This window comes from Candidatus Rickettsia kedanie, from assembly GCF_045865205.1.
GTDB lineage: Bacteria > Pseudomonadota > Alphaproteobacteria > Rickettsiales > Rickettsiaceae > Rickettsia > Rickettsia australis.
On sequence record NZ_BAABMM010000010.1, the window covers coordinates 1 to 15,498 of the forward strand.

Below are 15,498 nucleotides of genomic sequence, written 5' to 3' on the forward strand. Positions count from 1 at the left end.
AATATTACTGATGAAATGATACAGCAGTATATTGATGAGCAAGAAGGTGAGCCTATTAATGATGATCGATTTCTAATCGATTCCACTTTATAACCTCTCAGCTTATAGCTGAGAGGTGTTTAGTTATTTGGCATTGCCTAAAAACAGTTAATTTTAAATTGAGATGTCATTCCCGCTAAGGCAGGAATCCAGTAAAGCATATAAAAAAACAAGTTTTTATATGCTTATTTTATCAAATATGTAACTTGCTATATAGTATTAAAGTTATTTATTCTGGATCACCCCGCCCACGCGGGGATTACATCGAACGCGTTTTTTCGAGTTATGCAACAATATCAATGCTTTCTTGTAATGACGTAGGTATTATTTTTCATAAACAATAGCAACAAATTAGTCATCCTATGGAAATTAAAGATTTTGACTTTGAGAAAAACCGTAAAATTTTTCACTTATCTGCTATAATATTTCCGCTGCTTTATTTATTTATTCCAAGAACCGCTATTACGTTATTATTATTTATAATAACGGCTGTTACATTATATTTAGATGTATCACGTCATAATAATGCACAAATTAGCGAATTTGTAACTAAATTTTTCTCAAAAGTTATAAGGCTCGCAGAAAATAATGGTTCTTGTACTTTAAGCGGCATTAGCTTTATGATGCTCGGTCTTTTCTTAACTGCTCTTCTTTTCCCTAAAAATTTAGTGATTTGTTCGTGGTTGATTTTAATTATTTCAGATTGTTTAGCGGCTCTTGTTGGCGTTAAAATAGGAAATAGCTTAGGTAATGGTAAATCTATAGCAGGTTCTGTTACCTTCTTAGCTTCTGCAATTTTTATAAGTATATTAGTGTATTTCTATTTGGGATATAATACAAGTTTTATTATTATTATTATAAGTTGTATAGGGACTACGGCAACTGAATTTTATTCAAAAGATTTAAGAATTAACGATAATTTGTCTATACCACTTTCTTATTGTTTTTCTACAGCTATTCTTTCCTACATATTGTAATATAATGAGAGTTGCACCGGAATTTTATGAGTTATTAAGAAACCGTATTAACATATCTGATGTAGTGCGGCAAAAAGTAGTTTTAACTAGAAAATCCGGTAACTATGTAGGTTTATGTCCTTTCCATCAAGAAAAGACCCCATCTTTTACAGTTAGTGATAGTAAGAGATTTTTCTATTGTTTTGGCTGTAAAGCAGCCGGTGACGTTATAAAATTTACTTCTAATATTAGCGGTCTATCCTATAATGAATCTGCTATAAAGCTTGCAACCGATTACGGTATAGAGATACCGAAATTAACTGCGGAACAGAAAGAATTTTATGAAGAATCCGATGAAATTTTAAATATTTTAGAGCTTGCTAATAAATTTTTTAGAACGCAATTAACGCCTGAAATATCAAATTATCTACACCAAAGAAATATTACCGAAACGACAATAAAAGAATTCTCAATAGGTTTTGCTCCAAGAAATAATAAATTTGAAAAATTTTTTCATGATAAAAATATAGATATTATAAAACTCGGCAAAGCTGGCTTAATCGGTAAACGAGAAAACGGTGAAATATATAATTTATTTTCTAACCGTATTACTATTCCAATTAGAAATATTTACAATAAAATTGTAGGCTTTGGCGGTAGGGTACTGGGGGAGGGGCTACCTAAATACTTGAATTCACCTGAAACTACAGTATTTCAAAAAAGTGAAACTCTATACGGTGAGCATAAAGCGATAAGCAGTAGCTATAAAAAAAATCATTCGATTTTAGTAGAAGGTTATTTTGATGTTATAGCACTACATCAAGCAGGCTTTAGTGCAGCGGTTGCGAGTCTCGGTACTAGCGTTACCGAGAATCACTTACATAAATTATGGCGTGCCGGCGATGAAATTATATTATGTCTTGACGGAGATAATGCAGGCATAAAAGCTAGCATAAGAACTATTACTTTAGCATTACCGCTTATTAATAGTGAAAAGAAAATTTCTTTTATTAGGTTACCAAGCGGACTTGATCCAGACGATGCAGTAAATAAAAACGGTGCTGATTTTTTTGCAAAGCTTATAGATAAAAGAATAAGTCTATCAGAAATGATTTGGCATATTGAATATAGCGGCAAGAATTTTAAAACCGCAGAAGAAAAAGCTAATTTAGAGAAAAATTTAAAAGATTACTGCAATAAAATATCGGATAGTAATTTAAAAGCAAGTTATTACAGGTTTTTTAAAGATCAAATATGGCAAAATTTAGTCACAAAGCAGAAGAAAATTATAACTAAAAGCTCAAATTTGGCGCCTATAGTTTCAAGTCACGGCTATTCGGAGCTTGAAATGCTAGAACACGCTTTTTGTGCTTTGTTGGTTAAATTTCCTATAATACTTGAAGAAAAAGATATTAGAGATTTCATCTTAAATTTAAATTTTAATAATAAATCGCTGGAAGAATTTCGTAACTGGTATTTAAATGAGATTATAGATAATAACGTAGAAGCAAGTGAAATTACTGCAATTGTGAAAAAAACTAGCTTTTTTGATATTTTTTTATTATTATCAAAGACGGATAATTTGTTTTTAGATATCTCATTTAATAAAAATAATATCAGACTGGATTTATTATGGCAGTGGCTACATAAGAAATATTATCTAATAAATTTACAACAAGAATACGCTATTACCATAAACAGTATAGACAATCACGACTTTGAAAAAGTTTTAGTATATAAAAAAGAAATTCTGAAGATTGCAAATGAACTTCAAGTTTTAAACGAATCTTTTATTAATCACACGATAACTTAATTATTTCACACTTCTTGTAAAAGAAAAAAGCATATAGGTATTTAATGAGCAATAGCAATATAGACAATGATCTAGATAAAATAGATAGTTTACTTAAAAAAGCTAAATCTAAAAAGATACCGGTCACTTATGATGATATAAACAAAGCTCTTCCTCTTAATAAAAATCCTTCAATAAGACAATTAGAAGAAGCTATATTAAAATTTTCCGATGCGGGCATAGATATTTTAGAATCTAATGAAGATGATGAAATTAAGCTTAATATCGGAATGGATGAAGAATTGAAGCTATCTACCAATGTTGATAATGAACCTGAGGATGAAGCAGCAGAAGAAAATATAGGTACTACCGATGATCCTGTAAGATTATATCTTAAGGATATGGGAGGAGTCGATCTTTTAACTCGTGAAAACGAAGTAGAAATAGCAAAAAGGATTGAGGAAGGACGTAAAACAATGACTGTTTCCTTATGCAAAAGCCCTATTGCTATGCGTTGTTTTATAGTATGGTATGAAGATTTAGTTAATGAAAAAATGTTACTACGTGATCTGATAGATTTAGAAGCTAACATGTTACATGACGAAACACCAGAAAATGATGAAGAACATAGTAGTGAGACCGAAGGAGAAGAACATGAGGATAATCACTTATCTATGTCTAGAGTAGAAACGCAGATATTACCTAATATCATAGAGCGTATGAAAAAGATTTCTTTTATCTGCGAAGAGCTACTCATTGAAGCTAAAAAATGTTATGAAGAATCTTTTGAACCGAAAGTTTTACAAAATAGCAAAAAATATAATAATAATTTGGAATTATTATTAAATGAAGTTTCGGAAATACATTTTAATTCTAAAAGAACGGAAGAAATTTTAGGTAAGATGTATGGAATAAATCGTGATTTAATTAATAAAGAAACAGCTTTTTTAAAACTTGCTGAAAAATACGGGGTAACTCGCCAAAATTTCCTCGATGAATATATAGGATCGGTTATCAATGCAGCATGGAAAGAAAAAATGCTGAAAAATAAAAAAGTCGCTTGGAAAGAGTTAATTGCTAAAGAATCGGATTATATAGATCAAATGATTGCTGAATTATCGGTTATAGAATCTAATACCGGTCTTTTAGTTAATGATTTTAAAAAACTAGTGAATAATATACAAAAAAGTGAGAGACAAACACTGCAAGCAAAAAAGGATATGATAGAAGCGAATTTACGTTTAGTTATATCTATCGCTAAAAAATACGCTAATAGAGGGTTGCAGTTTTTAGATTTAATTCAAGAAGGTAATATAGGACTTATGAAAGCGGTGGATAAATTTGAATATCGCCGTGGTTATAAATTCTCTACCTATGCTACTTGGTGGATTAGACAAGCTATCACAAGAGCGATTGCAGATCAAGCAAGGACTATACGTATTCCTGTGCATATGATTGAAACAATTAATAAGATACTGCGTATTTCAAGACAAATGCTTAATGAACTTGGATACGAACCAACGGCAACGGAAATCGCTAATCGTCTTTCAATGCCGCTTGATAAAGTGCGTAAAGTTATGAAAATAGCTAAAGAACCTATAAGTCTTGAGAATCCCGTAGGTGATGATAGTGATGGCGGTCAATTAGGCGATTTTATCGAAGATAAGAATGCAGTAGCACCGATTGATGCAGCAATTCAGTCAAATTTACGAGAAGTTACCACTAGAGTACTTGCAACCCTTACGCCTCGTGAAGAAAGAGTGCTTAGAATGCGTTTCGGTATAGGTATGAATACTGACCATACATTAGAAGAAGTAGGGCAGCAATTTAAAGTAACTAGAGAACGTATCAGACAAATCGAGTCAAAAGCTTTAAGAAAGTTACAACATCCTATTAGATCCAAAAAACTTAATAGCTTTAGAAGTGGTGGAAAGCGTGGTGAAGGTAATCCATCAGATTTACTAGAGGCGTGATAATACTTGTACTGTCATCCCGTGGTTTTGTTGCATGGATACCAAATCGTCATTGCGAGGAGCAAAGCGACGTGGCAATCCAGAAAAATAATAAAAAAATTCTAATTTACAGATTTTTTTACTGGATTGCTTCGTCGAATTACTGCGTAATTCTTCTCGCAATGACGGCTTAGGTATCCTTTCTGTAGGAATGACAATAACAAGCTTCTTTATGTATCGATATAAGATCACCATTGAATATTTAGGCACGAATCTTGCAGGTTGGCAAAGACAAGCAGGAGTAATGTCGGTACAGCAGATATTAGAAGAAGCGATTTATAAATTTTCTGGTGAACAGGTAATATTGTTTGGGTCAGGAAGAACAGATGCCGGTGTTCATGCTATAGGTCAAGTAGCACATTTTGATCTTTCAAAATATTTAGAACCTCACAAAATTATTACGGCTATTAACTATTTTGCAAGACCTTATGCAGTAGTGGTATGGCATTGCGAAATAGTCCTAAATAATTTTCATGCAAGATTTTCAGCCACCTCTCGTCATTATATATATAGAATTATTAATAGATCTTATCCATCGGTAATTGATTTAAATAGAGCATGGTGGATTAGTTCACCTTTAGATGTTCTAGCTATGCAAAAAGCTGCCGCTTATCTATTAGGCAAACATGACTTTACTTCATTTAGGGCTAGCTCATGTCAATCAAAATCACCGATTAAAACTTTAACTGAACTTAATATTGTTAAAGGAGACGAAGAAATAAAATTATATCTTTCAGCCCCATCATTTTTGCATCATATGGTGCGTAATATTGTTGGTAGTTTAGTGCTTGTCGGTAAGAATATTTGGCAAGCAGAGCATATTAAAGATGTTCTAGAAGCTAAAGATAGAAAAGCCGCCGGTCCTACTGCCCCTGCCTCCGGACTTTATTTTGTGAAAACAGAGTATTAATAACTATAATATCCACTAGCCCTTTATGAGTGTTATATAATCACTCTGACCTACTTGCAATAGCTCTTAACAACGATAGTCTTCGTTTCACAGTGGGCACTTGAATATTAACGTTCTTTACAAAAAATCAAAATTAGTATATAATTCGCTAAGTAATTATTAATTATGATGAACCAAAAAACTCTCCAATCTACACCAAATCATCCCCAAGCTATTACTTTTTCTGAAAGTAAATCAATTCTTTTAGATAGTAGTAATTTTAAACAATTTAAACAAATGTTACAAACAGATGAATTTTATGCTATGGCATTACATGATTCTATTGACTTCGTAAAAAATATTAAAGTTAAGGTGGAAATTATTAATTACTTACTTAATTAATTATATATCTAAATATAACGCCATAACTTTTATACAAAATGTTATGACAAAATTATTTATTAATTGTAAGTATGAAGGTTTAAAAGGTAATACATTACTTAATAAATATCAGATTAAAAAATTATCTGAAAAAAATTTTGTGTATAAAATAGAGAATAAATTTTATACCTGCGAACTGCAACCTAAAAAAATTAGTAATTTAGATGTCGGGAAAGTTATATTTCTAAAAATCGAAGCTATGCGTGATGCTATAAATATTGCCATAAAAAATAATCATGACCAACTAGCTGAAGAATTAATAAAAGATGTATTAAAAACTGCTGATGTAAACTTAGCCTTATTTTGAAAAATCAATGCCCCTCAATACAACGAAGCTATCTGAATCATTACCAACTTAGTATCTTTGTGAGAGCCGGAAGCCCAAATTCATGCTTTCAAATATTAGAAACACACTGTCAATAAAATTTGTGTGCATTGTTAAACTTTTCAGAGGCTTTGTTATCAAAAAACGATGATGATCAAGTAATAAAGTTGCTAGAAACTAAATTAGTGAATATGGATAATGAGGATTTAGCAAACAAAAATATACATAACAGATATAGGTAATTGTTATCATAACCTTGGAATCGCATATTCCAATAAAGCAGATTATCAATCTGCAAAAAAATACTATTTAGCTGCTTTAGAATATTTACCGAAAGATCAACAGACAATTTTTGAACTATATAAAGTTTATTTAAAACTTAATGAAATAGACAATGCAAAACATTCTATAAATTACTTAACATCTAAAGATTTAAAACACTTATTAAAGATATCTCAAGATCTTCCTACTGTTTCTACAAAAGGATTAGCATCAATTAATAAAATTGCAATACCTACATGCTTCCATTCTCTAATTAAAAGTTTAGAATCTATAGCTAAATTTAATGAAGGTAAGTTTTCTAAGGCTGATGAAGCTAAGGTTCTTAACAAACTTATTAATGATTGTAATGATAATACATCATTGCTTTCAATAGCTCTCTACACTAAACAATTTGATATTGTAAAAAACATCGTACAAAAAATCCCTAAGGAAGAATGATTCCAAAATAAATATTTATGGCAATTTAAATCTTTATTTGGATTAGAAGAGGATATTGAAGTTTCACAAATTATTATTGATAGCAATCATCTAGAAGGAAAAGAAGCGGCTGATTTAATTAATATCTCGAGTACTGTTTTGAATTTAACTCTGTTCCTGAAAAGGTAGACAACACTTTAAAATATGATAAAAAAATGAAGAAACTTTAGAAAAAGCCCAAGAATATGCAAATCAATTAACCGAAGAAAAACAGCAAGAAATTTCTGCAAATTACTCTACAGATAACAAAGCAGAAAATATAGACGAGTTTATTGAGCAATATGATGCAAAAGAAATACATACTTATTATCAACGGCTAAAACAACAAAAACTTTTTGAAATTAGCCAAAAAATCACTAATAACCAAATTGTTAGTAATTGGAATGTTAATAAACAGAACATTAAAAAAGATTATGCTTATTTTGTAGGCAAATATAAAGGTTTAAATTGCTTTGCAAAAATTTCTGAAGACATCAAGAAAAAATTAGATATTAATTTAATTGATTCTTTTACTCGAGCTATAGAAAAAGGTATTACATATTGTCAAACAAGCATCAATGGAATTAAATTTTTACAAAATAAAGTAGTAGAAGCTAAATTTGACGGTGATATGCGTTTATTTACAAATCTAATTTATAAAACTTCTCAAGAAGAGCTATTAATAAATTTTGATCATTACGGCAATCATGATGAGGCAGGAAATTTTGCTAATAACCATAAATTAGTAGAAGTACTTGGAATTTAACAATATTATAATACGGTTGTGTGGGTACCGATGTCATTCCTGTGAGGCATTGCCCGCGTGGATCAATTTTACCTCTGTCATCCTATGGTTTGACTACGGGATCCATAACAAAACAAGTTTGAATCCTGCGATCAAGTCCATAGTATCGGACAATTTGAAAAAGTCCTAGATGTCATTCCCACCGGAGGCGGGAATCCAGCATAAAGCGAGATAAATCGAGCTTTTAATTTCAAAAATTTGCTGTATTTATACTTTTTTCTGGATTCCAGCCTACGCGGGAATGACATAAAATGAGTTATACAACAACGCCTACAACTGCTCACAACCACATCCTAAATTAGTACATTACGACACTGTTAATAAACTGTATAATTTTTCATGGATGTTAGTTAACTTACCTATATCGCTTCCTCCGGCTTGAGCAAGGCTTGCTTGTCCACCTCCGCCGCTGCCTCCCAAGAATAAAGAGAGTTCTTTTGCAATTATACCTGCATTGTATTTATCTGTTATAGCTTTACTCACCGCAACCGTAATAGATAATTTATCGTTATTACCCGTAATATATACTACTATTAAATCTTCTACTTTTTTCGTTAAATTTTCTGCAGCCTGACGCAATACTTTATTGTCTAAATTCTCTATATATCGATAAATTAACTTAACTCCTTTTATATCCTCAGCTTGCTTTTCAATTTGCTCTATACTTAAATCAAAACGAGCTAAATGAGTTTTTTTTAACTCTTTCTCAAGTTCCTTATTACGCTCTAGGGTATTATTAACCTTAGTAACAAGTTCGTTTTTGTTAGTCTTTAAACTGCTTTCTATCGATTTAAGTAAACTATCCTTTTCTCTCATTAATTTAATTACGAATTCACCACAAACGGCTTCAATTCTACGAACACCTGCTGCTATAGCACTTTCGCTTGTAATTTTAAAAGAGCCGATATCACCGGTACGTCTAACATGCGTACCGCCGCATAATTCTAAAGAAGTCTCACCCATTTTAACTACTCTTACCTCAGAGTCGTACTTCTCACCAAACAGTGCCATAGCTCCTTGTTTAACTGCATCTTCAGTTGTCATTAATGTAGTATTTACTTCATGATTATCTCTAATAATCTCATTTACCTTATCTTCGATTGAAGTGATTTCTTCATTAGTCACAGCTTTAGAATGGCTAATATCAAAACGTAAATAAGTCGGAGCGACTAACGAACCTTTTTGTGTAACATGTTTACCAAGTACCTCATGTAATACTGCATGTAATATATGCGTGGCCGAGTGGTGAATCCTTAAATTTTGTCTATATTTGATGTCTATACTAAAATTAGCATTCTCACCTACGTTAATCTGCCCCTTTTTCAAAATACATTTATGGGCTATAATAGAGCCTAAATATTTTAAAGTATCTATTACTTCTATCTCAGAATCTTTTGCAAATATCGTCCCAATGTCACCCATCTGACCGCCGGACTCACCGTAAAAAGGTGTTTGGTTGCTGATTAGCAGAAATTGCGTATCTATCTCTTTTATATCATTAACTAAATTATTATCTTTAATTAATGCAATTATTTTACATTCTGCTTCATTAAGTGTATATCCTAAAAACTCCGTGCTACCATGCTGCTCTTTGATGTCAAACCACAACTGATCGGTTTTTGATTCACCGGAGCCAAGCCAAGCTTTTCTAGCACGTGCTTTTTGTGTGAGCATTTGCTCTTCAAACCCCTTATGGTCGACGGAAATATCATGGTTTTTTAGAATATCTTCGGTTAAATCAAGCGGAAATCCGTAAGTATCATATAGTTTAAACGCTATTGCGCCTGATAATTCATTACCTTTCGTTAGCATTTCTGTTTCTTCGGTCAGTAGCTTTAATCCACGTTCTAAAGTAGTTTTAAACCTAATTTCTTCTTGTTCTAAGATGCTGCTGATAAAGCTTTCTGCTCTCTTAAGTTCAGGATAAACATTCCCCATTAAATCAACAAGTTTTGGCAGTAATTTATACATTAACGGCTCTTGTGATCCAAGCATATGGCCATGCCTCATTGCTCGCCTCATAATACGTCGAAGTACGTAACCACGCCCCTCATTTGAAGGAATAACGCCGTCAGCTATTAAAAAGCTACTTGCTCGTAAGTGGTCGGCAATAACTCGGTAAGAAAATTTAGCTTCTCCCTCTATTTTCACTTTTACTATATTTTCGGTAAAATTAATTATTTCCTGAAATAAATCTATCTCATAATTGTTGTTAACATGCTGTAATACTGCAGTCATACGCTCAAGACCCATACCGGTATCGATAGATTTTTGCGGTAACTCTATTCTAGTATCTTTATCGATTTGTTCATATTGCATAAATACCATATTCCAAATCTCGATAAATCTGTCACCGTCTTCATCCTTAGTGCCAGGTAGCCCGCCGTATATTTGTTCTCCGTGGTCATAAAAAATTTCAGAGCAAGGACCGCAAGGACCAGTATCGCCCATAGACCAAAAATTATCGTTTGTTTTAATCTTTATTATGCGATCATCCCCAAAACCTGCTATTTTTTTCCAACAAGAAGCTGCTTCGTCATCAGTATGATAAATTGTTGCATAAAGCTTGTCTTTTGGGAGTTCAAATTCTTTAGTCAATAAATTCCAAGCGTAATATATGGCTTGTTCTTTAAAATAGTCACCGAATGAAAAATTACCTAGCATTTCAAAAAATGTATGATGCCTTGCTGTATAACCGACATTCTCAAGGTCGTTATGTTTACCACCGGCTCTAAGAGATTTTTGACTAGTTACTGCTGTGTTATAAGGTTTTTTTGCTTGTCCAGTAAAAACATTTTTAAATTGTACCATTCCGGCATTAACAAACATTAAGCTAGGGTCATTGTGTGGAATTAACGAGCTAGCTGGTACATGTGTATGATTATTTGTTTTAAAGTAAGTTATAAATTTACTTCTAACTTCTTCGGTGGTAAATTTAGCCATGGTACGATATATTATTTAATGTTATGTCATTCCTTTGTGGATCGGTAAAATCCACCGTGTCACCCCGTGGCTTGACCACGTGGTCCATAAAAATATTAATATTATTATGTATTTTTTAAGTTGGATCTCGTGATCAAGTCGCGGGATGACAACGGCAAATCAGTCCACGCAACAATGCTACGCAGGTCTGACTTTGCATATAGTAAAATACACTGAATTATGATTAAAATAAATTTATTTATGAAAAATATTTTTGATTCGATCAAATTAGATTTTGTTAATTTTTTAACAAAATTAAAAATATTTTCTTTCAAAAGAAAAAAGATCGTGGTGTTACTAGGTAATAAAGGTGTATTTCTTAGTACTTTTCTTGATAATAAATTATTAGATAAATTATTTATCCCTACGCAGGAACAGATAGACTTAAAGCCTTATAAAAACTTTTTTAGTAAATTTCCAAAAAGCGATATTTATTTTTTACTTGACGGTAGCGAATGTAAGACACGGCACGATCAAATACCTATATTACAGTCGATAGTTAAACTTGATCCTATTGAACAATTTATCGAAGGTTATTTTAATAAAGAAGACATTATAGCACATTGTGTTTACGAAATTACTACTACACCAAGTGAAATTTGGTCGACTTTAATTATGTCGTGTCCATTTGAAACACCTTTAAGTGATATAATTTCATGCATTATAGCTCAAAGATCGCTTGATTTAAAAGAAATTTACTTTTTAACGTTAGAGCTAAAAGTTATTATAAATAAAATAGTTCAGAATATAGAAAATGATAAATATAATGATTATTTCCAAATTTGTGTATATGCATCACAAGCTAGCGGTATAAAATTTATTATCAAACATAAAAATAATATAATAACAATTAGAAATCTTGAGTATCCATTTGATAAAACAACTGGCTATGTTCAAGGTATTATAGAACAAGAAATTAATGATTGCTTTATATTATTTAAACACTATATAAGTAATCTTGACCAAAGAGCCTGTATAATTCTTATAGTAGATGAAGAGTTAAAATCTTTATTAGAATCAACAAATTTTGAAGATCGCCCTGTAATCTTTATACCGGTTGATAATATACTAAATACGCAAACTCTAGAAAAAGAAAGATTTATAGATACGAATATTAGTAGGCTGTTTCTAGAATATAAGAGTTTTCCTGCTTATAATAATAATTTAAAATCAATAAAAAAACTAGTTACTATAAAAGATCTGACATTTAAATTATATAGTGCATTACTTATAATATTAATATTAGTGGTTGGTATTATCAAATATAATACAAAACAGAATTACAAAGAGATAAACTCTATTAATGAAAAATATTATGCAACAAATCAAGAATATGACAGTATCAAATATAAATATCCTTATATTAAAAATACTACTAGCCTCGCTGATTTATATGTAATAGGAAAATTACTAGAAGCACCGGTACCGCTACCGTTTGATTTGCTTAACAGACTTATAATTACTTTAAATCCGGCTTTTAAATTAGAAGAAATTAAATGGGAATTAACAAATATAGATAATATTTTATTAGTTTCTAAGAGACAATTAATAATTAAATTAATACTTAAATATTATACTAATAATCTATCGGTAGATGAATCTCTAAAGCTGCTAGATGATCATATGCAAAACGTAAAAAATAAATTATCTAATTTGCAGATAGATTATGTTATATATAAGGATAAAATACTTGATATATTCGGTAAGGTAGTAATTCCTTTATCGGTTAATATAGTTGACGATAAGACCTAGTATTCTAGGTCATTCCCGCGGAAGCGGGAAGGCATTGTTGTGTGGATATCTAATCGTCATTGCGAGGAGCGAAGCGACGCGGCAATCCAGAAAAAATAATAAAAAGCTTCTGTAAATCAGAATTTTTTACTGGATTACTTCATCGCATTACTACGTAGCTCTTATAGCAATGACGGAAAACCGAACCACTCAGGCAATGCCATGCGGGAATGACATAAGTCATGTAACAGCATTAATAACCCAAGGTAAAGATAATGTTTGAAAAATATATTATGTATTTAAAGAATCTTATATTCTTTCAATTTATTATATATTTCTTATTTATTTCCTTAACTATTTGGATAATAAAAAATTTCCAACAAGAATACAGTAAATCTATTCTTGATAAACAAGTGTCACAAGAAAATCTAACAGAGGAAGTTTTAAAGCTTTATTCTGTCATTAACTCTAAAGAACAAATATTAGAATCTTACAAAAAATATGTAGATTTAAGCGTTCCAAGTAATGTGAGTTGCTTAAATTATCAAAAACTAATTCCTAAAATAAAAAGCTTAAGCAATAAATATGATTTAGTAGAACCTATAGACGTATCTATAAATTCAGTATTTTTTAAAAATAATGTTCAGGTGATTGAAGGAGGAGCAGGTGAATCGATTCATGTAAATAATTATAGCATAAATATAAAATATGCATGTGCAGATTTTTTGACTTTTTTAAAAATATTCTCTGAAATTTATTCTTATATGCCTCCTAATACTCTTATATCTTTTGTACGAGTGCGTAATGAAGAAGTGTTAACGCCTAAGAATATATATAAACTTTCAGTGAAGCATGCTCCTAATCTTATTTATGCTAAATTGATATTATATATCAGAGAATTAGCCTCAAAATAAATTACTAAAATGAATAATGCAATAGTACTTAATAACATAAATACTAATTTATTTAAAAAAGATATTGTTAATAATTTTGTCAATAATCTTACGCAATCTACTTGCTCTACTATTGCAAATATGCTGGCTATAGATTATACGCTAAGGCTTAATTCTAAGCCGGAAGCTGAAAAATATATTAATAAATGTATTTCTAGACTCAAAAATTATTTAGGTATGCGGGTTATTAATGATGATAATTTTTCTGTAGCATTAAAGTTATTTGCAATAATGATTACTGCTGAAAATGAAAATAAGCAAAATAAGAATAATATTTTAGAGCAATCACAAGATATAATAGCAGAAAAACTTGTAGAAGTTTATTTTGGAGATGAAAAAATAAATAGTACCGAAAAAGAAAAAGTTAAAAATATATTTAAAACTCTTTTAAAAGAGAAGAATTTTGACAAAATAATAAATTATGCGGAATCTAATAAAAAATTATTTAAGGCTTCTGTAATGTATGCAATGAAGAAATATAATAATATTGATGAAGCAACAATCTATATAAAGAAAGAATTTAATAAAATATTAGAAATGTCTTTAGCATTTACACAAAAAAGTAATATATTTAAACAAGCAACCGGAAAAATCGCAGGTGCTGTTTGTGCTTTACTAGTCGGAGCAATTAGTGTTGCGACTGCGGGAGCGGCTTTTTCTATCATAGTTGTACCGGCATCAATTTTTGCTATCAGATATGCACCCGAACTTGGGGAAAAAATTGGAGGATTAATTTTAAATAATGATAATGCAATAAAACTAGAACAAAGCAATATAGATAAGTTTATGAAAACATTACAAAATGATAAAGAAAGTCTTCTATCTCAAGAAAAAATAAAAAGCATTAAACAAAATATTAAAGTTTCTCCTTCTCAAATCAATGCTAAATTAACTAAGAAAGTGGTTAATGAAAAATATAGATAGGGTATCGTAATTGCGAGTGACTGTAGATGTTACCCTTATGGTTCGAAAGACTTACTCGATGTCATTCCTGCGAGGCATTGGCGTTATTTCATGGATAGTTTTTTTTCGTCATTGTGAGGAAAAACTGTAAGTTGTGACGAAGCAATCCAGTTAAAAATGCTAATTTTTAGCATTTTTTTAATTATTTTTACTGGATTTGCCGCACGGTCACTCGCAATGACGGAGGTGGTGTCCACACAACAACGCTCCACTTTCGCGGGAATGACATAAATGAGCCGTACAATGAAGCTATAAAGTTATTGTTACTTGAGAATATACAATATTCCTTTATTATTTTTTTTAAAATTAATAAAATAACTTAATGAGAAAAGTAATAATACCTGGAATGATCGGTAATGCTGCTGAGTGGTTTGATTATGCGTTATATGCACAATTTGCTTATATTATAGGGCAGCATTTTTTTCCTGATTCTGAAATGCGTGATACCTTAACTTTTGCTGTATTTGCTGCGGGTTTTATAGTGTGTCCACTCTGAGGTATTATGTTCGGTAATATCGGAGCTAGATTCGGTAGACGCACTGCTTTAGTAATTGGTATTATAACTATGACAGTGCTGACTGCCGGAATAGGGCTGCTCCCTAGTTATAACACTATTGGAATTGCTGCCCCATCATTTTGACTATTATCAGGCTTATCCAAGGTTTTTCTCTAAGAGGTGAGTTGAGCGGCTGTATTTCTTTATATAGTCGAGCATGCTTCGCTTGAGCCAAGAGGGATTGCAGGCATCATACGCGTCAAGTTAAGGGATGTTTATAAGTTTAAGAGAAGATAAAGTAGATTTTTTTGTTTTCCTATATTTATCTTTTAAGCAAAAACTTACCCAAGCTATTCGTAAATTTTTAAAGAAGTTT

12 protein-coding genes and 2 pseudogenes are annotated in these 15,498 nt (G+C 31.0%); 12 read left to right on the top strand and 2 right to left on the bottom strand.

Annotation, left to right across the window (positions count from 1 at the left end):
• The 7 genes and pseudogenes from ACKTSD_RS07805 to ACKTSD_RS01135 all read left to right on the top strand — a co-directional run.
• Positions 1-93, top strand: a pseudogene (locus ACKTSD_RS07805) (IS200/IS605 family transposase); the annotation flags it as partial.
• 308 nt (positions 94-401) lie between these two features.
• Complete coding sequence (locus tag ACKTSD_RS01110; protein WP_412707618.1) at positions 402-1,016, top strand: diacylglycerol/polyprenol kinase family protein; 615 nt, start codon at positions 402-404, stop codon at positions 1,014-1,016.
• 4 nt (positions 1,017-1,020) lie between these two features.
• Positions 1,021-2,808 carry a DNA primase gene (dnaG, locus tag ACKTSD_RS01115; protein ID WP_412707619.1) on the top strand — a complete coding sequence of 596 codons (1,788 nt, stop codon included), beginning with the start codon at positions 1,021-1,023 and terminating at the stop codon, positions 2,806-2,808.
• Positions 2,809-2,852: 44 nt separating this feature from the next.
• On the top strand, positions 2,853-4,760 hold the full coding sequence (gene rpoD, locus ACKTSD_RS01120; protein WP_412707620.1) for an RNA polymerase sigma factor RpoD: 1,908 nt from the start codon (positions 2,853-2,855) through the stop codon (positions 4,758-4,760).
• Positions 4,761-4,971: 211 nt separating this feature from the next.
• Positions 4,972-5,709 carry a tRNA pseudouridine(38-40) synthase TruA gene (truA, locus tag ACKTSD_RS01125; protein WP_412707629.1) on the top strand — a complete coding sequence of 246 codons (738 nt, stop codon included), beginning with the start codon at positions 4,972-4,974 and terminating at the stop codon, positions 5,707-5,709.
• Positions 5,710-5,874: 165 nt separating this feature from the next.
• Complete coding sequence (locus ACKTSD_RS01130) at positions 5,875-6,090, top strand: hypothetical protein (RefSeq protein ID WP_412707621.1); 216 nt, start codon at positions 5,875-5,877, stop codon at positions 6,088-6,090.
• A 43-nt stretch (positions 6,091-6,133) separates the two neighbouring features.
• Positions 6,134-6,436 carry a hypothetical protein gene (locus ACKTSD_RS01135; protein ID WP_412707622.1) on the top strand — a complete coding sequence of 101 codons (303 nt, stop codon included), beginning with the start codon at positions 6,134-6,136 and terminating at the stop codon, positions 6,434-6,436.
• Between the two features lie 473 nt (positions 6,437-6,909).
• Here ACKTSD_RS01135 and ACKTSD_RS01140 read toward each other — a convergent pair whose 3' ends face one another.
• Positions 6,910-7,065 (bottom strand): hypothetical protein, encoded by a 156-nt coding sequence (locus ACKTSD_RS01140; RefSeq protein ID WP_412707623.1) that lies wholly within the window; start codon positions 7,063-7,065, stop codon positions 6,910-6,912.
• Between the two features lie 758 nt (positions 7,066-7,823).
• On the opposite strand from ACKTSD_RS01140, the gene ACKTSD_RS01145 reads away from it, so the two are divergent.
• A complete protein-coding gene (locus tag ACKTSD_RS01145) occupies positions 7,824-7,958 on the top strand; it encodes a hypothetical protein (RefSeq protein ID WP_412707624.1) in 135 nt (44 codons plus the stop codon).
• Positions 7,959-8,303: 345 nt separating this feature from the next.
• On the opposite strand, the gene alaS is transcribed toward ACKTSD_RS01145, so the two are convergent.
• Positions 8,304-10,940 (bottom strand): alanine--tRNA ligase, encoded by a 2,637-nt coding sequence (gene alaS, locus ACKTSD_RS01150; protein ID WP_412707625.1) that lies wholly within the window; start codon positions 10,938-10,940, stop codon positions 8,304-8,306.
• Positions 10,941-11,159: 219 nt separating this feature from the next.
• On the opposite strand from alaS, the gene ACKTSD_RS01155 reads away from it, so the two are divergent.
• From ACKTSD_RS01155 to ACKTSD_RS01170, 4 genes and pseudogenes are all read left to right on the top strand, one after another.
• Entirely contained in the window at positions 11,160-12,731 is a 1,572-nt protein-coding gene (locus tag ACKTSD_RS01155) for a hypothetical protein (protein WP_412707626.1), read from the top strand.
• Between the two features lie 254 nt (positions 12,732-12,985).
• The gene (locus ACKTSD_RS01160) at positions 12,986-13,624 is read left to right on the top strand and encodes a hypothetical protein (protein ID WP_412707627.1); all 639 of its coding nucleotides are present in this window, start codon (positions 12,986-12,988) and stop codon (positions 13,622-13,624) included.
• Between the two features lie 9 nt (positions 13,625-13,633).
• Positions 13,634-14,587, top strand: coding sequence for an RP853 family protein (locus tag ACKTSD_RS01165; RefSeq protein ID WP_412707628.1), 954 nt, complete (start codon positions 13,634-13,636; stop codon positions 14,585-14,587).
• A gap of 361 nt (positions 14,588-14,948) precedes the next feature.
• A pseudogene (locus ACKTSD_RS01170) lies at positions 14,949-15,371 on the top strand (MFS transporter); the annotation flags it as partial.
• Positions 15,372-15,498 lie beyond the last annotated feature (127 nt).

Coding starts and splice junctions, on each gene's coding strand:
- ACKTSD_RS01110 (WP_412707618.1), top strand. CDS start 402: ATGGAAATTAAAGATTTTGACTTTGAGAAAAACCGTAAAATTTTTCAC.
- dnaG (WP_412707619.1), top strand. CDS start 1,021: ATGAGAGTTGCACCGGAATTTTATGAGTTATTAAGAAACCGTATTAAC.
- rpoD (WP_412707620.1), top strand. CDS start 2,853: ATGAGCAATAGCAATATAGACAATGATCTAGATAAAATAGATAGTTTA.
- truA (WP_412707629.1), top strand. CDS start 4,972: ATGTATCGATATAAGATCACCATTGAATATTTAGGCACGAATCTTGCA.
- ACKTSD_RS01130 (WP_412707621.1), top strand. CDS start 5,875: ATGATGAACCAAAAAACTCTCCAATCTACACCAAATCATCCCCAAGCT.
- ACKTSD_RS01135 (WP_412707622.1), top strand. CDS start 6,134: ATGACAAAATTATTTATTAATTGTAAGTATGAAGGTTTAAAAGGTAAT.
- ACKTSD_RS01145 (WP_412707624.1), top strand. CDS start 7,824: ATGCGTTTATTTACAAATCTAATTTATAAAACTTCTCAAGAAGAGCTA.
- alaS (WP_412707625.1), bottom strand. CDS start 10,940: ATGGCTAAATTTACCACCGAAGAAGTTAGAAGTAAATTTATAACTTAC.
- ACKTSD_RS01155 (WP_412707626.1), top strand. CDS start 11,160: ATGATTAAAATAAATTTATTTATGAAAAATATTTTTGATTCGATCAAA.
- ACKTSD_RS01160 (WP_412707627.1), top strand. CDS start 12,986: ATGTTTGAAAAATATATTATGTATTTAAAGAATCTTATATTCTTTCAA.
- ACKTSD_RS01165 (WP_412707628.1), top strand. CDS start 13,634: ATGAATAATGCAATAGTACTTAATAACATAAATACTAATTTATTTAAA.